At 56.3% G+C, this 16557-nt stretch carries 16 protein-coding genes and 1 tRNA gene; 5 read left to right on the top strand and 12 right to left on the bottom strand.

Annotated features, from left to right (window positions below; all coding sequences use genetic code 11):
* Positions 1 to 194 precede the first annotated feature (194 nt).
* The 7 genes from FX155_RS01770 to obgE form a co-directional block, all read right to left on the bottom strand.
* Complete coding sequence (locus FX155_RS01770; protein WP_154487607.1) at positions 195 to 362, bottom strand: hypothetical protein; 168 nt, start codon at positions 360 to 362, stop codon at positions 195 to 197.
* Positions 355 to 1569 carry an ABC transporter permease gene (locus tag FX155_RS01765; protein ID WP_154487605.1) on the bottom strand — a complete coding sequence of 405 codons (1215 nt, stop codon included), beginning with the start codon at positions 1567 to 1569 and terminating at the stop codon, positions 355 to 357. Before FX155_RS01765 ends, FX155_RS01770 begins: the two co-directional genes overlap by 8 nt.
* Positions 1562 to 2260, bottom strand: coding sequence for an ABC transporter ATP-binding protein (locus FX155_RS01760; protein ID WP_154487603.1), 699 nt, complete (start codon positions 2258 to 2260; stop codon positions 1562 to 1564). The genes FX155_RS01765 and FX155_RS01760 overlap by 8 nt, the downstream gene beginning before the upstream one ends.
* Before the next feature lie 17 nt (positions 2261 to 2277).
* Entirely contained in the window at positions 2278 to 3351 is a 1074-nt protein-coding gene (locus FX155_RS01755) for an efflux RND transporter periplasmic adaptor subunit (RefSeq protein ID WP_302573729.1), read from the bottom strand.
* Between the two features lie 189 nt (positions 3352 to 3540).
* A complete protein-coding gene (locus FX155_RS01750) occupies positions 3541 to 4797 on the bottom strand; it encodes a glutamate-5-semialdehyde dehydrogenase (RefSeq protein ID WP_154487601.1) in 1257 nt (418 codons plus the stop codon).
* Positions 4798 to 4812: 15 nt separating this feature from the next.
* Positions 4813 to 5937, bottom strand: coding sequence for a glutamate 5-kinase (gene proB / locus FX155_RS01745; protein ID WP_154487599.1), 1125 nt, complete (start codon positions 5935 to 5937; stop codon positions 4813 to 4815).
* Positions 5938 to 5993: 56 nt separating this feature from the next.
* Positions 5994 to 7271, bottom strand: coding sequence for a GTPase ObgE (gene obgE, locus FX155_RS01740; RefSeq protein WP_022486765.1), 1278 nt, complete (start codon positions 7269 to 7271; stop codon positions 5994 to 5996).
* Positions 7272 to 7455: 184 nt separating this feature from the next.
* Here obgE and FX155_RS01735 point away from each other — a divergent pair.
* From FX155_RS01735 to hydG, 3 genes are all read left to right on the top strand, one after another.
* Positions 7456 to 7532: transfer RNA gene (locus FX155_RS01735), tRNA-Arg, on the top strand.
* A gap of 200 nt (positions 7533 to 7732) precedes the next feature.
* Positions 7733 to 8260 carry a hypothetical protein gene (locus tag FX155_RS01730; RefSeq protein ID WP_154487597.1) on the top strand — a complete coding sequence of 176 codons (528 nt, stop codon included), beginning with the start codon at positions 7733 to 7735 and terminating at the stop codon, positions 8258 to 8260.
* A 341-nt stretch (positions 8261 to 8601) separates the two neighbouring features.
* Positions 8602 to 10023 (top strand): [FeFe] hydrogenase H-cluster radical SAM maturase HydG, encoded by a 1422-nt coding sequence (hydG, locus tag FX155_RS01725; protein ID WP_154487595.1) that lies wholly within the window; start codon positions 8602 to 8604, stop codon positions 10021 to 10023.
* An 82-nt stretch (positions 10024 to 10105) separates the two neighbouring features.
* Here hydG and FX155_RS11625 read toward each other — a convergent pair whose 3' ends face one another.
* From FX155_RS11625 to FX155_RS01700, 5 genes are all read right to left on the bottom strand, one after another.
* Positions 10106 to 10888, bottom strand: a complete 783-nt coding sequence (locus FX155_RS11625; RefSeq protein ID WP_154487593.1) for a TPM domain-containing protein — start codon at positions 10886 to 10888, stop codon at positions 10106 to 10108.
* A gap of 30 nt (positions 10889 to 10918) precedes the next feature.
* Positions 10919 to 11473 carry a LemA family protein gene (locus FX155_RS01715; RefSeq protein WP_022486761.1) on the bottom strand — a complete coding sequence of 185 codons (555 nt, stop codon included), beginning with the start codon at positions 11471 to 11473 and terminating at the stop codon, positions 10919 to 10921.
* Positions 11474 to 11607: 134 nt separating this feature from the next.
* Positions 11608 to 12858 (bottom strand): sodium/glutamate symporter, encoded by a 1251-nt coding sequence (locus tag FX155_RS01710; RefSeq protein ID WP_154487591.1) that lies wholly within the window; start codon positions 12856 to 12858, stop codon positions 11608 to 11610.
* Between the two features lie 12 nt (positions 12859 to 12870).
* A complete protein-coding gene (gene serC / locus FX155_RS01705) occupies positions 12871 to 13956 on the bottom strand; it encodes a 3-phosphoserine/phosphohydroxythreonine transaminase (RefSeq protein ID WP_154487589.1) in 1086 nt (361 codons plus the stop codon).
* Positions 13940 to 15205, bottom strand: coding sequence for a DUF1015 domain-containing protein (locus FX155_RS01700; protein ID WP_154487587.1), 1266 nt, complete (start codon positions 15203 to 15205; stop codon positions 13940 to 13942). Before FX155_RS01700 ends, serC begins: the two co-directional genes overlap by 17 nt.
* 185 nt (positions 15206 to 15390) lie before the next feature.
* Here FX155_RS01700 and FX155_RS01695 point away from each other — a divergent pair, with 185 nt between their 5' ends.
* Together FX155_RS01695 and FX155_RS01690 are read left to right on the top strand one after the other, a co-directional pair.
* Positions 15391 to 16143 (top strand): AzlC family ABC transporter permease, encoded by a 753-nt coding sequence (locus FX155_RS01695; RefSeq protein WP_195839598.1) that lies wholly within the window; start codon positions 15391 to 15393, stop codon positions 16141 to 16143.
* Positions 16140 to 16463, top strand: a complete 324-nt coding sequence (locus FX155_RS01690) for an AzlD domain-containing protein (protein ID WP_022486756.1) — start codon at positions 16140 to 16142, stop codon at positions 16461 to 16463. The genes FX155_RS01695 and FX155_RS01690 overlap by 4 nt, the downstream gene beginning before the upstream one ends.
* Positions 16464 to 16557 lie beyond the last annotated feature (94 nt).

The following is a 16557-nucleotide window of genomic DNA, read 5'->3' as shown; positions in this document are numbered from 1 at the left end:
GATGCTCTCTCTTTTCGCCTTTGTATCCGTTAAACTTGCTGGCCGCCCGAAGTGCGTCCTCTACGGATTCCGAGTTCCCTATTCAAAAAATCTGCCTGCAGATTTTATCATCCGGCCGTTGACCGTTAACCGTTTGCCGCTGACAAAAAAAGCCTGCTGCCCGTGTGGAAGACATCCACGGACAGCAAGCTTTTTTATTCTCCTATTTTCTCCACCACCCACATAAGTCCTGCCACAATTGTCAGGAACAGGACCAGGGCCCGGCCCCGGTCTTTAATGTCGAAGCGGGTCTTGGGACGGCGGAGGAATTCTTGGAACCCTCTCCATTTCTGCCGGAGGGTGGGCTTTGGAGCCTCATTCATAGCGCAAGGCGTCGATGGGGTCCAGAAGGGCTGCCTTCTTGGCCGGATAGAGGCCGAAAAACAGGCCGATGCCCACGGAGAACACCACAGAAATAATGGTGGCTGCAATGGAAATCACAATGGGCCAGCCAATGATCTTGGCAGCAATCACCGAAATCACCGTCCCCAGGATCATGCCAGTGGTGCCCCCGGTGACCCCGATTACCATGGATTCCACCAGGAACTGGAGCAGGATATCGTGATAGGTGGCCCCCAGGGCTTTTCGGATGCCGATTTCCCGGGTCCGTTCCGTAACGGACACCAGCATGATGTTCATGATACCGATGCCCCCCACCAGGAGGCTGATTCCGGCCACAATGGCCAGCAGCAGGGTAATGGACCCAGTGGTCTCCTGGGCGGTCTTGATGATTTCCGTCAGATCCCGGACGGAAAAGTCGTCATCCATTCCCGTCTTGATCTTGTGCCGGGTCCGGAGGAGCGTCACCACATCGGACTGGACCTGGGACACTGTGTTTTCATTTTCACACTGGATGGTGATGTTCCGGATATAGGTGAGCCCCATGAGCCGCTGCATGGCTGTGGTCAGGGGAACGAACACAATGTCATCCTGGTCCTGTCCCATAGCCGACTGTCCCTTGGAAGCCAGCACCCCGATCACCGTAAAGGGAGCCTTGTTGATCCGCATGATCTGCCCCACAGCATTCCCGTCCGGGAACAGGGTATCCACCACGGTCTTCCCGATGACGCACACCCGTTCCCGTCCGTTCATATCCCGCTGGCTGTACATCCGGCCCTGATCGATGGAATAGTTCCGGATGGACAGGATGTTGGGTGTGACACCCTGGACCTGGGAGGTCCAGTTCTGGTTCCCGGCCACCAGCTGATAGCTGGCCTGCACCCCCGGGGCCACATACTTGATGCCGTCCACGTTCTTTTCGATGGCCTTGGCATCCTCGTAGGTCAGTTTGGCCCCGCTGCCGCTGGCGATCCGCTGGCCATTGGCCGTCCGGCCGCCGCTCATAACGATCAGCAGGTTGCTGCCCATGCTGGTGATGTTTTCCTTGACCTTCTGCTGCATCCCCAGTCCCAGAGATACCATGGCGATGACGGCGCCCACCCCGATGATGATCCCCAGCATAGTCAGGAAGGTCCGGATCTTGTTGGCCAGCATCCCTTCAAAGGCCATTTTCACACATTCTCTAAACAACCACCTGACCTCCTCCCTCTTTCTCTTCCGTCAGCCGGCCGTCCCGCATCACCAGGATCCGCTGGGTCATGGCCGCCAGTTCCGGTTCGTGAGTAACCATGATCACTGTTTTCCCCTCCTGGTTCAGCTTCTCGAAGATGTCGATGATCTCCAGGGTGGATTTGGTGTCCAGGTTCCCGGTGGGTTCGTCGGCCATGATGATGGCCGGATTGTTGATGAGGGCCCGGGCAATGGCCACCCGCTGCCGCTGGCCCCCGGACATTTCGTTGGGTTTGTGATACATCCGGGACCCCAGCCCCACATTGGTCAGGGCCTGTTCCGCCCTTTTGGTCCGCTCTTCCAGGTTCACCCCGGCGTAAATCAGGGGCAGGGCCACATTTTCCACCGCCGTCAGCCGGTTCAGCAGGTTGAAGCTCTGGAACACGAATCCAATCCGCCGGTTCCGGGTCCGGGCCAGTTCATCGTCAGTGTAGTTGGCGATGTTCTTTCCCTCCAGATAATATTCCCCGGAAGTAGGCCGGTCCAGACAGCCCAGGATGTTCATCATGGTGGATTTTCCGCTGCCGGAAGGCCCCACAATGGAAGTGAATTTGCCCTGTTCGAAATCCACTGTTACATGGTTCAGGGCATAGACGATGGTATCCCCCATCTGATAGCTTTTTACAATGTCTTTCAGTTCAATGACGTTCATGGCTGTCCTCCCGTCTCTTAGATCGGAGGCCCCATCCGTCTGTTGTTGGTGCCGCCGGTGGCCTTGGTGGTCTTCACCACCAGTTCATCCCCAGGCTGGAGATCCCCCTGGACCGCCACCCGGTCTTCCCCGGTAAGCAGCACCTGCACCGGCACCTTCCGGCTGGTGTTGGTGGCCTTGTCATAGACCAGCACATACTTTTCCCCATTCTCCGTATGGAGGCACTTGTTGGAAACAGTCAGGGCATCCTGGATTTCATCCACGATCACATTGGCCCGGGCGGTCATGGTGGGCAGCAGCTTCCCTTCCGAATTTTCCACATCCACATAGCAGGTGTAGTAGTTTACGTTGTTGGTGGTGGTGGCGCTGCGGCCGATCAGGCTGATGGTTCCCTTGAAGGTTTCATTGGGATAGGCGTCCACGGTGAACTCCACTGTCTGCCCCTGTTTGATCTGGCCGATATCCGATTCATCCACCATCAGGTAGATCTGCATTTTGTCCAGGTTGGCCACACTCATCAGTACCTGAGGCGTGGAAATACCGGAGGATACGGTCTGCCCCACAGGAGTGGGTTTACCGATCACATACCCGTCAATGGGAGTGCTGATCACCGTATCATTCACATTGGACGTAGCCTGTTCATATTCTGCTTTGGCCACCCGATAATTGGCTTCTGCCGTATCGAATACGCTTTGGGCAATGGCCCCCTGTTCCAGCAGTGCCTGGTCCCGTTCGTAGGTGGCCTGTTTGTCCGCCAGAGCAGCCCGCTTCATTTCCTGGGTGGCCTTTAAAGAGGTGTCATCCAGTTTCACCAGAGCCTGGCCCGCGGTCACATGCTGGTTTTCCGTTACATAGACCTGGACGATACGGCCGGTGATCTTGGAGTTGATATCCACGTTGTCCAGAGCTTTCAGGGCCCCGGTGGCGGAAATGGTCTTCCGCAGATCCCCCCGCTGCACGGCATCGGTCCGGGTGGCCGCCACGGCCTCCTGGGTCTTTTTGACCTGGTAGTACTTGTAGCCGCCGGCCCCGCCGGCAATCAGGACTGCCAGGACTATCAGCAGCACTTTATGCTTCTGCACGATGTTCACGCTGTTTTCCCTCCATCATCCTCCTGCTCCTGCAGGAAAAAAAGCACGGATGTACAGAGAATGGCTCTCCATACATCCGTTCCCTCATTCTCTTATGGATACTGCTATTGTATAAAAGATTTATGAATCTCCCATGAACAGTCTGTAAACAACTCAGAAATTCTTACTGTCTATGCATGGTCGTTTCGGTCATTTCCGGACCTGGCCATTGCCGTTGACCAGATATTTGGTGGTGGTCAGTTCCGGCAGGCCCATGGGCCCTCTGGCATGGAGCTTCTGGGTGCTGATGCCGATTTCCGCCCCGAAGCCGAATTCGAACCCGTCAGTGAACCGGGTGGAGGCGTTCACATACACCGCTGCCGCATCCACCAGCTGCTGGAACTTCCGGGCATTTTCGTAGTTGTCCGTGACAATGGCTTCCGAATGGCCGGTGCCGTACCGGCGGATGTGGGCCACGGCCTCTTCCAGGCTGTCCACCACCTTCACGGAAAGCCGCAGGTCACCGTATTCCGTGGCCCAGTCCTCGTCCGTGGCAGGCTGCACGTCTCCGCTGTAGCCCTGGGTCCGGGCATCCCCCAGGATGGTCACATGGGCCTTTTTGTAAGCCTCCAGCATGGCCGGCAGGAAAGCGTCCGCAATGTCCTTGTGGACCAGCAGTGTTTCCATGGCATTACAGGTGGAAGGCCGGTTCACTTTGGCGTTCATGGCGATTTCCACCGCCATGGGCACATTGGCATAGGCATCCACATAGGTGTGGCACACCCCGGCACCTGTTTCGATCACCGGTACAGAGGCATTGTGGACCACGTTTTTGATCAGTCCGGCCCCGCCCCGGGGAATCACCACATCCACCAGGCCTTCCAGATGGATCAGTTCATCCACCGCAGCCCGGTCCGGCACATTGACGAACTGAACCGATCCCTGGGGCAGTCCCGCCTTTTCCCCGTAGGCAATCAGCACATCGCTGACGGCCTTGTTGGAATGGAGGGCTTCCCTGCCCCCCTTCAGGATCACAGCATTGCCGCTTTTCACGCACAGGGCAATGGCGTCGGCGGTCACATTGGGCCGGGCTTCATAGATGATCCCGATCACCCCCAGAGGCACGGAAATCTTGGTGATGGTCAGTCCGTTGGCCAGATTGGCCCCGCTGAGGATCCGCCCCACCGGATCCGGCAGCCCGGCCACCTGCCGGATGCCTTTGGCCATCTGGGCCAGCCGGTCATGGGTCAACAGCAGCCGGTCCAGGAGAGAGTCCCGGAGCCCGGATTTCCGGCCTTCTTCCATATCCACGGCATTGGCTTCCAGGATGGCCTTTTCTTCCGCCAAGAGCCCGTCCGCCATACTTTCCAGGATCGCATTCTTTACCCGGGTATTCAGGATGCCCAGTTCCAGAGAAGCCTTTTTGGCGGCTTCTCCCTGAGTCCGCACCATTCCCACTTCATACATGGTTTCCGCCCCCTCTTACAATACCACCAGGTTGTCCCGGTGGATGACTTCATCATAATGTTTGTAGCCGATCTTTTCTTCGATCTGGCTGGTCTTGCAGCCTTTGATCAGATTCAGGTCTTCCGCGTTGTAGTTGGTCATGCCCCGGGCCAGTTCATGGCCTTCCTGATCCCGGACACTCACCGTGTCCCCGCTGTCGAAGCTGCCTTCCACAGCGGTAATGCCCACCGGCAGGATGCTGCAGCTCCCCTTTTGACGCAGGGCTTTGGCCAGCCCCTCATCCACAATGATCTTTCCGCTGATCTTGGACCCGAAAGCCAGCCACTGGTTCCGGAACCGGAGATGGTTTTCCCGAGGGACGAACAGAGTCCCCACTGGTTCTCCTCTCATGATCCGACGAAGGATTTCCAGATCCTCTCCGTTGGCAATGATCAGGGCAATGCCGGCGCTCATGGCATTCTTGGCCGCCTGGAGCTTGGTGAGCATGCCGCCGGTGGCATTCTTGGATCCGGCTCCTCCGGCAGTGGCTTCGATTTCCGGCGTCACTTCCTCCACCACAGAAACCAGTTTGGCCTCAGGATGGGTCTTGGGATTGGCGGTATAGAGTCCGTCAATGTCCGACAGCAGGATGTCCAGATCCGCATCCGCCAGGCTGGCCACCAGGGCGGACAGGTTGTCGTTGTCCCCGATCTTGAATTCATCGATGGCCACCACGTCGTTTTCGTTGATGATGGGAATCACCCCCCAAGAAATCATCTCCTGGAGCGCATTCCGGGCATTGGCATAGCTGTGCCGGTTCACCATGTCCGACTTGGTCAGCAGTACCTGAGCCACCACCTGGCCGTATTCCCCGAAAAGCCGTTCGTAAATATGCATCAGGATGCCCTGGCCCACAGCGGCACAGGCCTGTTTCCCGGGAATGGTGGAAGGCTTGGCGTCCAGGCCCATCCGGCCCACCCCGGCTGCTCCGGCCCCGGAAGACACCAGGATCATTTCTTTCCCCTGGTTCTGGAGGTCCGTCATGATCCGGGCCAGTTTCTCGATTTTTTCATAGTTGATCTTGCCGTTGGGATAAGTAATGGTACTGGTCCCGACTTTCACCACCACACGTTTGACTTCTGCCATTTTGGCGCGATCCATGGAATCAACCCCTTTGTGCATACAGACAGAACCTGCTTTTCAGGCCCCGCTTCCCCTTACTGCTCTTCGTAATCGAAGACCATGTCTCCGATTTTCACCGACTGGCCTTCCTGGATGCCCTTTTCCTTCAGGGCCTTTTCAATCCCCAGTCTCCGCCAGATCAGCTGGAACCGGTACACCGCTTCCTCGTTGTCGAAATTGGTCATGGCCACCAGCCGTTCGATGTTCTTCCCTTTCACTTCGAAATCCGCATCTTCCGTATCCCGCAGGATGGTAAAGGAATCCGGATCCGCTTCTTCCACTTTGCCGATGTCGATGACTTCCTCTTCCGCCGGAGCCTTCTGGAGCATCTCATAGGCCTTCCACATGATTTCCCGGAGCCCCTGACCGGTGGCGGCAGAGGCTTTCATAATGGGATACCCCTGGGCCGTCACATAGGCTTCCAGCTTTTTGAAGTTCTCTTCCGCATCGGGCAGGTCCATTTTGTTGGCCACCACCAGCATGGGCCGTTTGGCCAGCTTTTCGCTGTAGAGGACCAGCTCTTCATTGATCTTCTTGAAATCCTCCACCGGATCCCGGCCTTCGCAGCCGCTTACATCCACCACATGGAGGATCACCCGGGTCCGTTCGATATGCCGGAGGAAGTCATGGCCAAGGCCCACACCCTGGGACGCCCCTTCAATGAGCCCCGGCAAGTCCGCCAGTACGAAGCTGGTTTCCGCATCCAGCCGGACCACTCCCAGCACGGGAGTCAGGGTGGTGAAGTGATAGGCCGCCACTTCCGGACGGGCAGCGGATACCCGGGCCACAATGGAGGATTTCCCCACGCTGGGATACCCGACCATCCCCACATCCGCCAGCATCTTCAGTTCCAGCCGGAGCCAGCCCTTGGTCCCCGGTTCGCCTTTTTCCGCAAAAGTGACCCCCTGCTTGGTGCTGGTCACATAGCAGGCATTCCCTTTGCCGCCCCGGCCGCCCCGGGCAGCCACAAACTGGTCTCCCGGATGGGCCAGATCCGCCAGGGCCACCCCGGTGGCATCGTCATAGACCACGGTCCCCAGAGGCACTTTCACTTCCACATTGGGTGCCTTGGCCCCGGTGCAGTTCTTAGCCGCCCCGTTGCCGCCCCGCTGGGCCACAAACTTCCGCTTGTAGCGGAAATCCACCAGGGTATTCAGATCCTTGTCCGCCACCAGCACCACGGAACCGCCCCGGCCTCCGTTGCCTCCGTCCGGGCCCCCGCAGGCCACATATTTCTCTCTCCGGAAACTGGAAGCACCGTCGCCACCGGATCCGGCTTCCACATAAATTCTTGCTTTATCCGTAAACAGCATGTTACACCTTTGCCTTTCTTTCTGTAAAAACAGTAATTGATTAATATCTTATTATATAATATCAGGGCGGAAATGCCTAGAGGGTCCCGGCTTTCCTCCCGGATATCTCCGATTTTCTTCCGTTTTTTCAAAAACACCTTGACAGATTTTCCCCTTTCCCGTATAATAATGACTGTTCGGTAATGACTCCGTAGCTCAGCTGGATAGAGCGTTTGGCTACGAACCAAAAGGTCGAGTGTTCGAATCACTCCGGGGCCACCAATTGAATGTACAGGAAGCTGTTGCAAATGCAACAGCTTCTTTTTTTGTGCCGTACCATTTTATACAAAAACTGTAACTTTTTCAGCCGCTTTCTGATTTTTCTTGCATATTTTTAGAAAAATGCTATGATAAAGCCAAGAAAGGAAATCCAACCAAAGACAGGGAAGGTTGGAAGTTCCGAAAGACAGGAGGGGTTTCCAATGGGCCTAGATAAAAAGATCGCGAAAGCAATCGTTGCCGGATTGGTTGTTGCTTCCTCTTTTGGTACGGTTGTTCCCGCAATGGCTGCACCAACCGTAAAAGATACCATTGCCAGCAAACAGGCTGCGATTGATGCTGCAGCGAAGGTCGTACCGCCTGAAGCGGTGCTGACAAGTGCGAAGACGGATGATGCAAAGTTTGATCTGGAGTATCTGGTTCCCGATACTCTGCAGCGGTACGAAATCGTTGTGGACCGGGCCACCAGCAAGGTACAGAGTGCCGTCATCAAGACGAGCAACTATCCTGGATCCGTTACGGTGAACAAAACGGAAGCTGATGTGAAAGGAACCATATTGGCAGACTATCCGGATGCCAAGAATATTGTGGTCACGAAATATACAGACGATAAAAGCGGTACACCGTTTGTGATTTACAAAGCCACTTTCGAAACTGCAACCCTTACCGGGACTGCTCTTTTGAACCCGGCAACTGCGTTGATCGGTTATCAGGAATTGAAATTCAAGTAAGCCAATTGGCTTTTGGGGTGAGTCCAAAATACAGGATCGTGTAAGTACGAACAGAAATGATTATTGGGGTGAGTCCAAAATACAATTGAGTGAGAAAGACCTGGAAACTTTGACAACTGAATACAGAGAATGATCCCAGGAGCGGTAAGCTGGCTCCTGGGATCGTTGTTTTATGACCTTGCTTTTTTTTGTTCCACACGTTACAATATCCATAATCTGCTCCCTGCGTACAAGGTGAACCGAGTACTAAGGCAGTACAGGAACGAATCACAGGGGGAGCTGGGCCTTTTTCAGGCCGGGCTCCTTTTTTCTATTTCAGAGGGAGCGAAGGGGAGGAAAAAATGACCATACCGTACAATCCTGCATCTCCGAAAGCGGATGAATTCATCAACCACCAGGAAATCCTGGACACCCTGGCCTTTGCGGATAAGCAGAGCAAAGACCTGGACTACTGCCGGAGCCTGCTGGAAAAGGCCCGGACCCTGAAAGGCCTCACCCACCGGGAAGCTTCCGTGCTCCTGGCCTGCGAAGACCCCTCCATCCTGGAAGGGATCTATGACCTGGCCCGGGAAATCAAGGACAAGATCTACGGCCAGCGGATCGTGCTCTTTGCCCCTCTGTATCTGTCCAACTACTGCGTCAACGGCTGTGTGTACTGCCCCTATCACATGAAGAACAAACACATTGCCCGGAAGAAGCTCACCCAGGACGAAATCCGGAAAGAAGTCATTGCCCTCCAGGACATGGGCCACAAACGGCTGGCCCTGGAAGCCGGGGAAGATCCGGTGAACAACCCCATTGACTACATCCTGGAATGCATCCATACCATCTACAGCATCAAACACAAAAACGGCGCCATCCGCCGGGTGAACGTGAACATCGCCGCCACCACCGTGGAAAACTACCGGAAGCTGAAGGAAGCCGGTATCGGCACCTACATCCTGTTCCAGGAAACCTACCATAAAGAAAACTACGAAAAGCTCCATCCCACCGGTCCCAAACATGACTATGCCTACCATACGGAAGCCATGGACCGGGCCATGGAGGGGGGCATCGACGACGTGGGAGTCGGGGTGCTGTTCGGCCTCAATATGTACCGGTATGACTTTGCCGGCCTGCTGATGCACAAGGAACACCTGGAAGCCATGTTCGGGGTAGGGCCCCACACCATCAGCGTGCCTCGGATCCGTCCGGCCGACGACATTTCCGTCCAATCCTTCCCCAACGCCATTTCCGATGCCATGTTCAAGAAGATCGTGGCCATCCTGCGGATCACCGTTCCCTACACCGGGATCATCATTTCCACCCGGGAATCCGCTGCCACCCGGAAAGCTGTACTGGAAGTGGGGGTTTCCCAGATCAGCGGCGCTTCCCGGACCAGCGTAGGAGGCTATGCAGAAGAGGAAGAAGAAGATTCCGCCCAGTTTGAAGTAAATGACAACCGGACCCTGGACCAGGTGATCAACTGGCTCCTCACCGACGGGTACATCCCCAGCTTCTGCACCGCCTGCTACCGGGCCGGCCGCACCGGGGACCGGTTCATGAGCCTGGCCAAAACGGGAGAAATCTCCAACTGCTGCCAGCCCAATGCCCTGCTGACCCTCCGGGAATACCTGGACGACTACGCCTCCCCGGAAACCCGCCAGAAAGGCATGGAAGCCATCCAAAGAGAACTGAACCACATTCCCAACCCGCAAGTAAGAGCCACCTGCGAATCCTATCTCCAGAAAATCGATGGAGGGGAACGGGATTTCCGGTTCTAATAGTAAAAAAAGGGTGTTGCACGTTGCGTGCAACACCCTTTTTTGTCAGCTGACCGTTGTCCAGGGGGCTGCTCCGCAGCCCCTACCAACTCCTGCTGGAGCCCCCGCCGCCTCCGGAGCCGCCCCCGTAGCTGCCGCCTCCGAAGCCTCCTCCGCCGAAGCCGCCGCCTCCGCGGCCGCCGCCCCGGAAGAAGAACAGATAAAAGAGGAACCGGAACAGGGCGCCTCCCAAAAGCACCCGGTCCAGGAGAAACAGGATCAGGATCCCCAGGAGCCCGGCCCCTGCCATCAAGGGAGATACGGTCACACTGTCCCCCTGTTTGGCCGGCAGGGTCTTTTCCACCTGCAGGTCCTGAGGGGTAAGATTGTACTCTTTCAGCACCGTCTGGAGGATGGCCGAATAGGCATTCAGGATGCCCCGGTCATAATCCCCCTGACGGAAATAGGGCAGCATGGCCTGGTCCTGGATCCGTCCGGTGAGCCCGTCCGGCAGGGCGCCTTCCAGCCCATACCCCACTTCGATCCGGCTTTTCCGATCCTGGACTGCCACCAGCAGCAGGACCCCGTTGTTCTTTTCCTTGTCCCCGATCCCCCACTGACGGAGCACCGTCAGGGAGTAGTCCTCCAGGGACTGGCCCCGGAGGCTGGGCACCGTCAGAACCACAATCTGGGCCTTGGTCTTTTGAGCCAGGGCCGTACTGTAGGCACGGATAGTGTCCCGGGTGCTCCGGGACAGGACCCCCGCCTGGTCCTGGACATAGATGCTGGATGTGGGCCGGGGCGGGACCTGGGCTGCCGCTCCTGCCTGGAGCGGGGCAAAGACCATTTGGCAGACCAGCACCAGAAGCAGCAGCAGCTGTTTCATAGGCCTCCTCCTTTCATGGTGTTCCCCCGGTTAAAACTTCACCTGGGGCGCCTTCTGGGCCTGGGGATCCGCCTTGAAATAGCTCCGTTCCTGGAAGCCCATCATCCGGGCCACCAGCACCGTGGGGAAGCTTTTGATCTTGGCGTTGTAGGCCTGGGCCGCATCGTTGTAGTCCTTACGGGCCACCGCCAGCCGGTTTTCCGTCCCGGCCAGTTCATCCTGGAGCTGGATGAAGTTGGTATTGGCCTTCAGCTGGGGATAGTTTTCGGAAATGGCCAGAAGCCGGCTCAAAGCACTGCTCAGTTCCCCATTGGCCTGGGCCGCTTCGCTGACGTTCTGGGCCCCTGCCAGTTTGGCCCGGGCATTGGCCACATCGGTGAACACCTGGCTTTCATGAGCGGAATATCCTTTCACCGTATTCACCAGGTTGGGGATCAGATCACTCCGCCGCTGGAGCTGGGTTTCCACCTGGCTCCATTTTCCATTGACATTTTCGTTGGCGGTGACCACCCCGTTGTAGGACCCGAAGATCCACCCGGCCAGCAGCAGGACCACCGCAAAGAAAATCACCAGACCTTTTTTCATCTGTCCGTTCCTCCTTGTAAAGAACTGTCAAAATTTCCTTCTCTACTCTGCATGGTATCCGATTTTTGTAACCCTGTCAATGTCAAAAGTCAAACTTCTTGTGAATTAAGGGGGGTGCTGCTCAGCAGCACCCCCTAATCCAGATTCTCCACAAAAAGCTTGATCAACAGCAGGGTGTGGGGCTGATAGGCCAGATCAGCCAGGCAGGACCCCACCACCGGCACGATCAGGAAGGCTTTCCGGCTCATGCCGTACTGGTCCGCCAGCACCGTCATGTTCACCATGGCAGAGGGCACCGCCCCCAGCCCGTGGCCGCAGAGACCGGCGCACATCACCGCCGCATCGTAGTTGCTCCCCAGCAGCCGGAACACCACAAAATAGCACATGGTCAGCATGAAGGCCACCTGGGCCAGCACAATGAGCATGACCCCGCTGAGGATCCCGGCCATTTCCCACAGTTTCAGGGACATGAGCACAATGGCCAGATACAGGTTCAGCATGATTTCCCCGAAGGACCCCACCAGGGATTCACTGAACCGGTATACCTGGAACTTTTCATTCAGATTCCGGACCAGCACCCCCACAAACATGGCGCACACATAACTGGGGAAGGTCATGTTCAGCAGGATTCCCACCCCCTGGGCCAGCCATACCCCCAGGCCCATGCAGATCAGGATCACCGCCACATTGATCAGGATGTCCAGTTTGGCCATCTGCTGATGGGTCAGTTCCCTGGGCTTTTCCGGAAGGGGCCGGACCTCTTCCATATCTTCCGAATGGAGATGGTATTTTTCAATGAGGAAACGGCCCATGGGCCCTCCGCACATCACCGCCGCAATGAGCCCGAAGGTAGCGGCGGAGGCCCCCACTTCCATACTGGCGGGATACCCCATTTTCAGGAAGGTGCTCCCATAGGCCCCGGCGGCCCCATGGCCTCCCACCATGGAAATGGCAGAAGACAGCAGGGCATAGGCCGGTTCCAGGCCGATCACACGGCCTACGGTGAGGCCGATGAGATTCTGGCACAGGGAGATGAAGGCGGTGATCAGCCAGTAGATCAGCAGCAGTTTCCCGCCTTTGTTCACCCCTTTGCTGAAGGCAGACAGCTTGGCGCCCAGTCCCACCGCCGTAAAGAAGGAAATCATAAAGGGGATCTGGAACTGGGTATCGAATTCCATCTGGAACAGCCCGGTTTCGTGGCCCAGGAACACCAGGAGCATGGCCAGGGTGCCCCCTACCACCGGTGCAGGAAGGCAGTATTTCCGCAGCAGCCGGCTCTGTCCCTTCAGCCACACCCCCAAAAGCAGCATCACCGCTGCCAGGGCGGTGGTGCAGATGCCATCCGCCCGGATGGTCAATATTCCCTCGGACAGGGAAATAAACATGGTGTCACGTCCTTAGCGATTTTTCTTCCAGAAATCTTCCATAAAGTCCACTAGCTTCTGGACGCCTTCCAGCGGCATGGCGTTGTAGATGGAAGCCCGGATGCCGCCTACGGCCCGGTGGCCCTTCAGCCCTGCCATACCGCGAGCCTTGGCCTCTTCCACAAATTTGCCTTCCAGATCTTTGGAGGGCAGGTTGAAGGTTACGTTCATCAGAGACCGGCTGTCTTTCTGGGCATGGCCCTTGTAGAAGTCCGGATGGGCATCCAGCACGTCATAGACCTTTCTGGCCTTGGCGATGTTCCGCTGTTCCACCTTCTCCAGGCCTCCCTGGTCCAGCAGCCACTGGGACATGAGATCCACCAGATAGATGCCGAATACCGGCGGGGTATTGTAGGTGGAATCGTGGTCCGCATAGGTTTCGTAGTTCATCATAATGGGCAGCTGGGGATCCCGTCCCTTCAGGAAATCCTTTTTGGCCATGACCACCGTGACCCCTGCAGGGCCGATGTTCTTCTGAGCCCCGTTGTAGATCAGGGAAAACTTGTCCAGGGGGATGGGCCGGCTGAGGATGTCAGAAGACATGTCCACGATCAGGGGCACATCTCCCGTATCCGGATAGTCAAAATATTCCAGGCCTTCTGCGGTGCAGTTCCCGGTAAGATGGAGATAGGCGCAGTTGTCCGGCAGCACCAGTTCTTCCGGCCGGGGCACCCGGTCCAGGCCCGTGGCTTTGCTGCTGTACACTTCCACCGCATTTCCCACTTTATGGGCTTCCTTGATGGCCTTTTCAGAGAAGGTACTGGTAATGGCATAAGCCGCGGTCTTCCCGGGGGTCAGAAAGTTCATGGGGATCATGGAGAACTGCAGGGTGGCCCCGCCGCCCATGAACATTACGCTCCAGCTGTCATCCATGCCCAGAAGTTTTTTGATATGGTCCTGGGCCTGGTCGTTCACTTCCTCGAACAGGGGGCTCCGGTGGCTGATTTCCAGCATGGACATGCCGCTTCCCTTGTAATCCAGCAGTTCCCGCTGGGCCTGTTCCAGCACCGGCAGGGGCATCATGGAGGGCCCTGCCCCGAAATTAAAGATTCTTCCCATCTTGTTCATCTCCTATTAAGTGTACAGTCAGTGCGTCCCGGAGCTTCGGTTCAAACCAGGTGGATTTGGGAGGCATCACCAGTCCCTTGTCCGCCACCGTCATCAGCTGATCCATGGAAGTGGGGTACAGGGAGAAAGCCACGGTGGCATCTTCCCCGTCCACCGCGTCTTCCAGGGCTCCCAGCCCCCGTACGCCTCCCACAAAGTCGATCCGGGGATCCGTCCGGGGATCGTCGATGCCCAGCACCGGTGCCAGCAGATTGTCCTGGAGGATGCTTACATCCAGGGAATGGATGGGGTCAGCGGTGGGATAGGTATCCGGTTTGGCGGTCAGCCGGTACCACTGGCCGCTGATATACATGCCGAAGGTGTGAGGAACCTGAGGTTCCACCGGCCGGTCGTCCTTTTCCAACAGGAAGTTTTCCTGGACCATTTCCAGGAACTTCTCTTCGCTCAGTTCTCCCAGATCCCGGACAACCCGGTTGTAGGGCAGGATATGGAGCATGTTGGAGGGGAAGATCACGGACAGCACGTAGTTGTATTCTTCCTTTCCGGTCTGACCCGGCCGTTTGGCCAGTTCTTCCGCCACCCGCAGGGCTGCGGCGCACCGGTGATGGCCATCGGCGATGTACAGTTCCGGCACCTGTTGGAACAGACGGGTCACTTCCTTTACCTTCAGGGGTTCGCTGATTACATACAGGGTGTGGCGGATCTTGTCATCCCCTACAAAATTGTACACCGGCGTATGGCTGCCCATGTATTCCAGCAGGAAGGCGGTCAAAAGCCCCTTGCTTCGGTAGGCCAGGAACACCGGCCCGGTCTGGGCTTTGGTGGACAGAATGTGATTCACCCGGTCCGTTTCCTTCACCTGGCGGGTCAGTTCATGGCGTTTGATGATCCCTTCTTTATATTCCTTCAGAGAGGCGGCAGCCACCAGACCGATCTGGATATAGGCCCCCATCTGCTGCCGGTAGATATAGTAGCAGGGCTGGGGATCCTGTTTCATCTGGCCTTTGGCCACATAGTTCTCCAGGTTTTCCCGGGCTTTGGCATAAACCCTGGGATCCGATTCTGCCACATTTTCCGGCAGATCCGCTTCCGCCCGGGTGACCCGGACGAAACTCAGAGGATTCTTTTTCAGGATATCCCGTGCTTCCTGGGTGCTCATTACATCATAAGGTAATTCAGCAATCTGACTGACCAGTTCCGGAACCGGACGCAGGGCAGCAAAAGGTCTGATTTCTGCCATAATTATCACTCCCGAATGATAGCTTTGATTTTTGGGTGCTTTTCGTAACAAAAGTCCCTCTGCAATATTGTGTCATAGGTTCATTATACCATATTTGCGTTTTTATAGTAAAAATTCGTAAACTGGTATATAATATGGGACAAAGAATTCTGTATCCATTATACATAGAAAGAGGGGTTTTGTTCATGGCTTATATTACACGACGTGTACTGCAGAAAGACGCTCCCATCATCCTGGGGTACTGGGTGCTGGGAATGGCCTGCGGCATGTTGGGAGAAAAGGCCGGCCTGAATCCCTTCCATATGTTCATTATGAGCGTGCTGGCCTTTGCCGGCAGTTCCCAGTTCATCGGGATCGCCATGATGCTCCAGAGTGCCTCCTATATTTCCATTGCTCTCACCATCCTGATGGTGAACCTCCGGTATTCCCTGTTCACCTCCACTCTGGCTCCTCTGGTCTCTCAAAAATCAGGACTCTACACCGGGCTGTTCGCCTACGGTACCACCGATGAGACCTTTGCGGTGAACCTTTCTTCCTTCCAGGAAGGGCAGGACCACTGGACCCATGAAGAAGCGCTGGGCCTGGATATCCTCAGCATGGGGGTGTGGGCAGTAGCCAACGCCTTCGGCTGCTATGCCTCCCGGCTGATCCACCTGGATCTGTCCCTGGTGTCCTACATCCTTACCGCCATGTTCCTGGGGATCTGGTCCAACTACCTGAAGAACCGGACCATGGTGATCACCGGCCTGACTGCCGGGATCCTGGCTGTGGTGCTGTCCCAGGTGGTACCCTACAAGCTCCATATTGTGTTGGCGTCCCTGATCCCTTCCGGACTGGCCGCCTGGGTATACCTGAAGCATGAAAAGAAAATCCAGCCGGAAAAAGCGCCGGAAGCGGAAGAAGACTGCGGGCCTGTGGAAGGAGGCAGTGAAGCATGAACCAGACTTATATTCTCTGTGTAATCCTGATCATGGCCCTGACCGGCTTCCTGCCCCGGGTGATCCCCATGGCCATTATCCGGAAACATCCCATTCCCCACTGGTTCAAGGTGTGGCTGAATTTTGTGCCTCCGGCCATTTTCGGAGCCCTGGTGTTCCCGGATATTTTCCTGACAGAAGGCCGCCTGAACCTGTCCCTCCACAACATTCCCCTGCTGACCACCCTGCTGATCACTCCCCTGGTATTGAAGACCAAATCCCTGGGCGTAGCAGTGCTGGCCGGAGGCGGCGTGTTTGCGTTGTTGGAGCACTTTTTGTAAGGAGCTGTGAAGAAATGGATCCTCATTTCTTCACAGCTTTTTTTGTAACACCATGTTACACTTTTCTCTTTGTTTATTTTTTAATTGTGAAATT

It is taken from the genome of Acidaminococcus fermentans (assembly GCF_009696675.1).
In the GTDB taxonomy this organism is placed as follows: Bacteria; Bacillota; Negativicutes; order Acidaminococcales; family Acidaminococcaceae; genus Acidaminococcus.
Note: the sequence above shows the minus strand (reverse complement) of the source record. Positions and strands in the feature narration are given on the sequence as shown.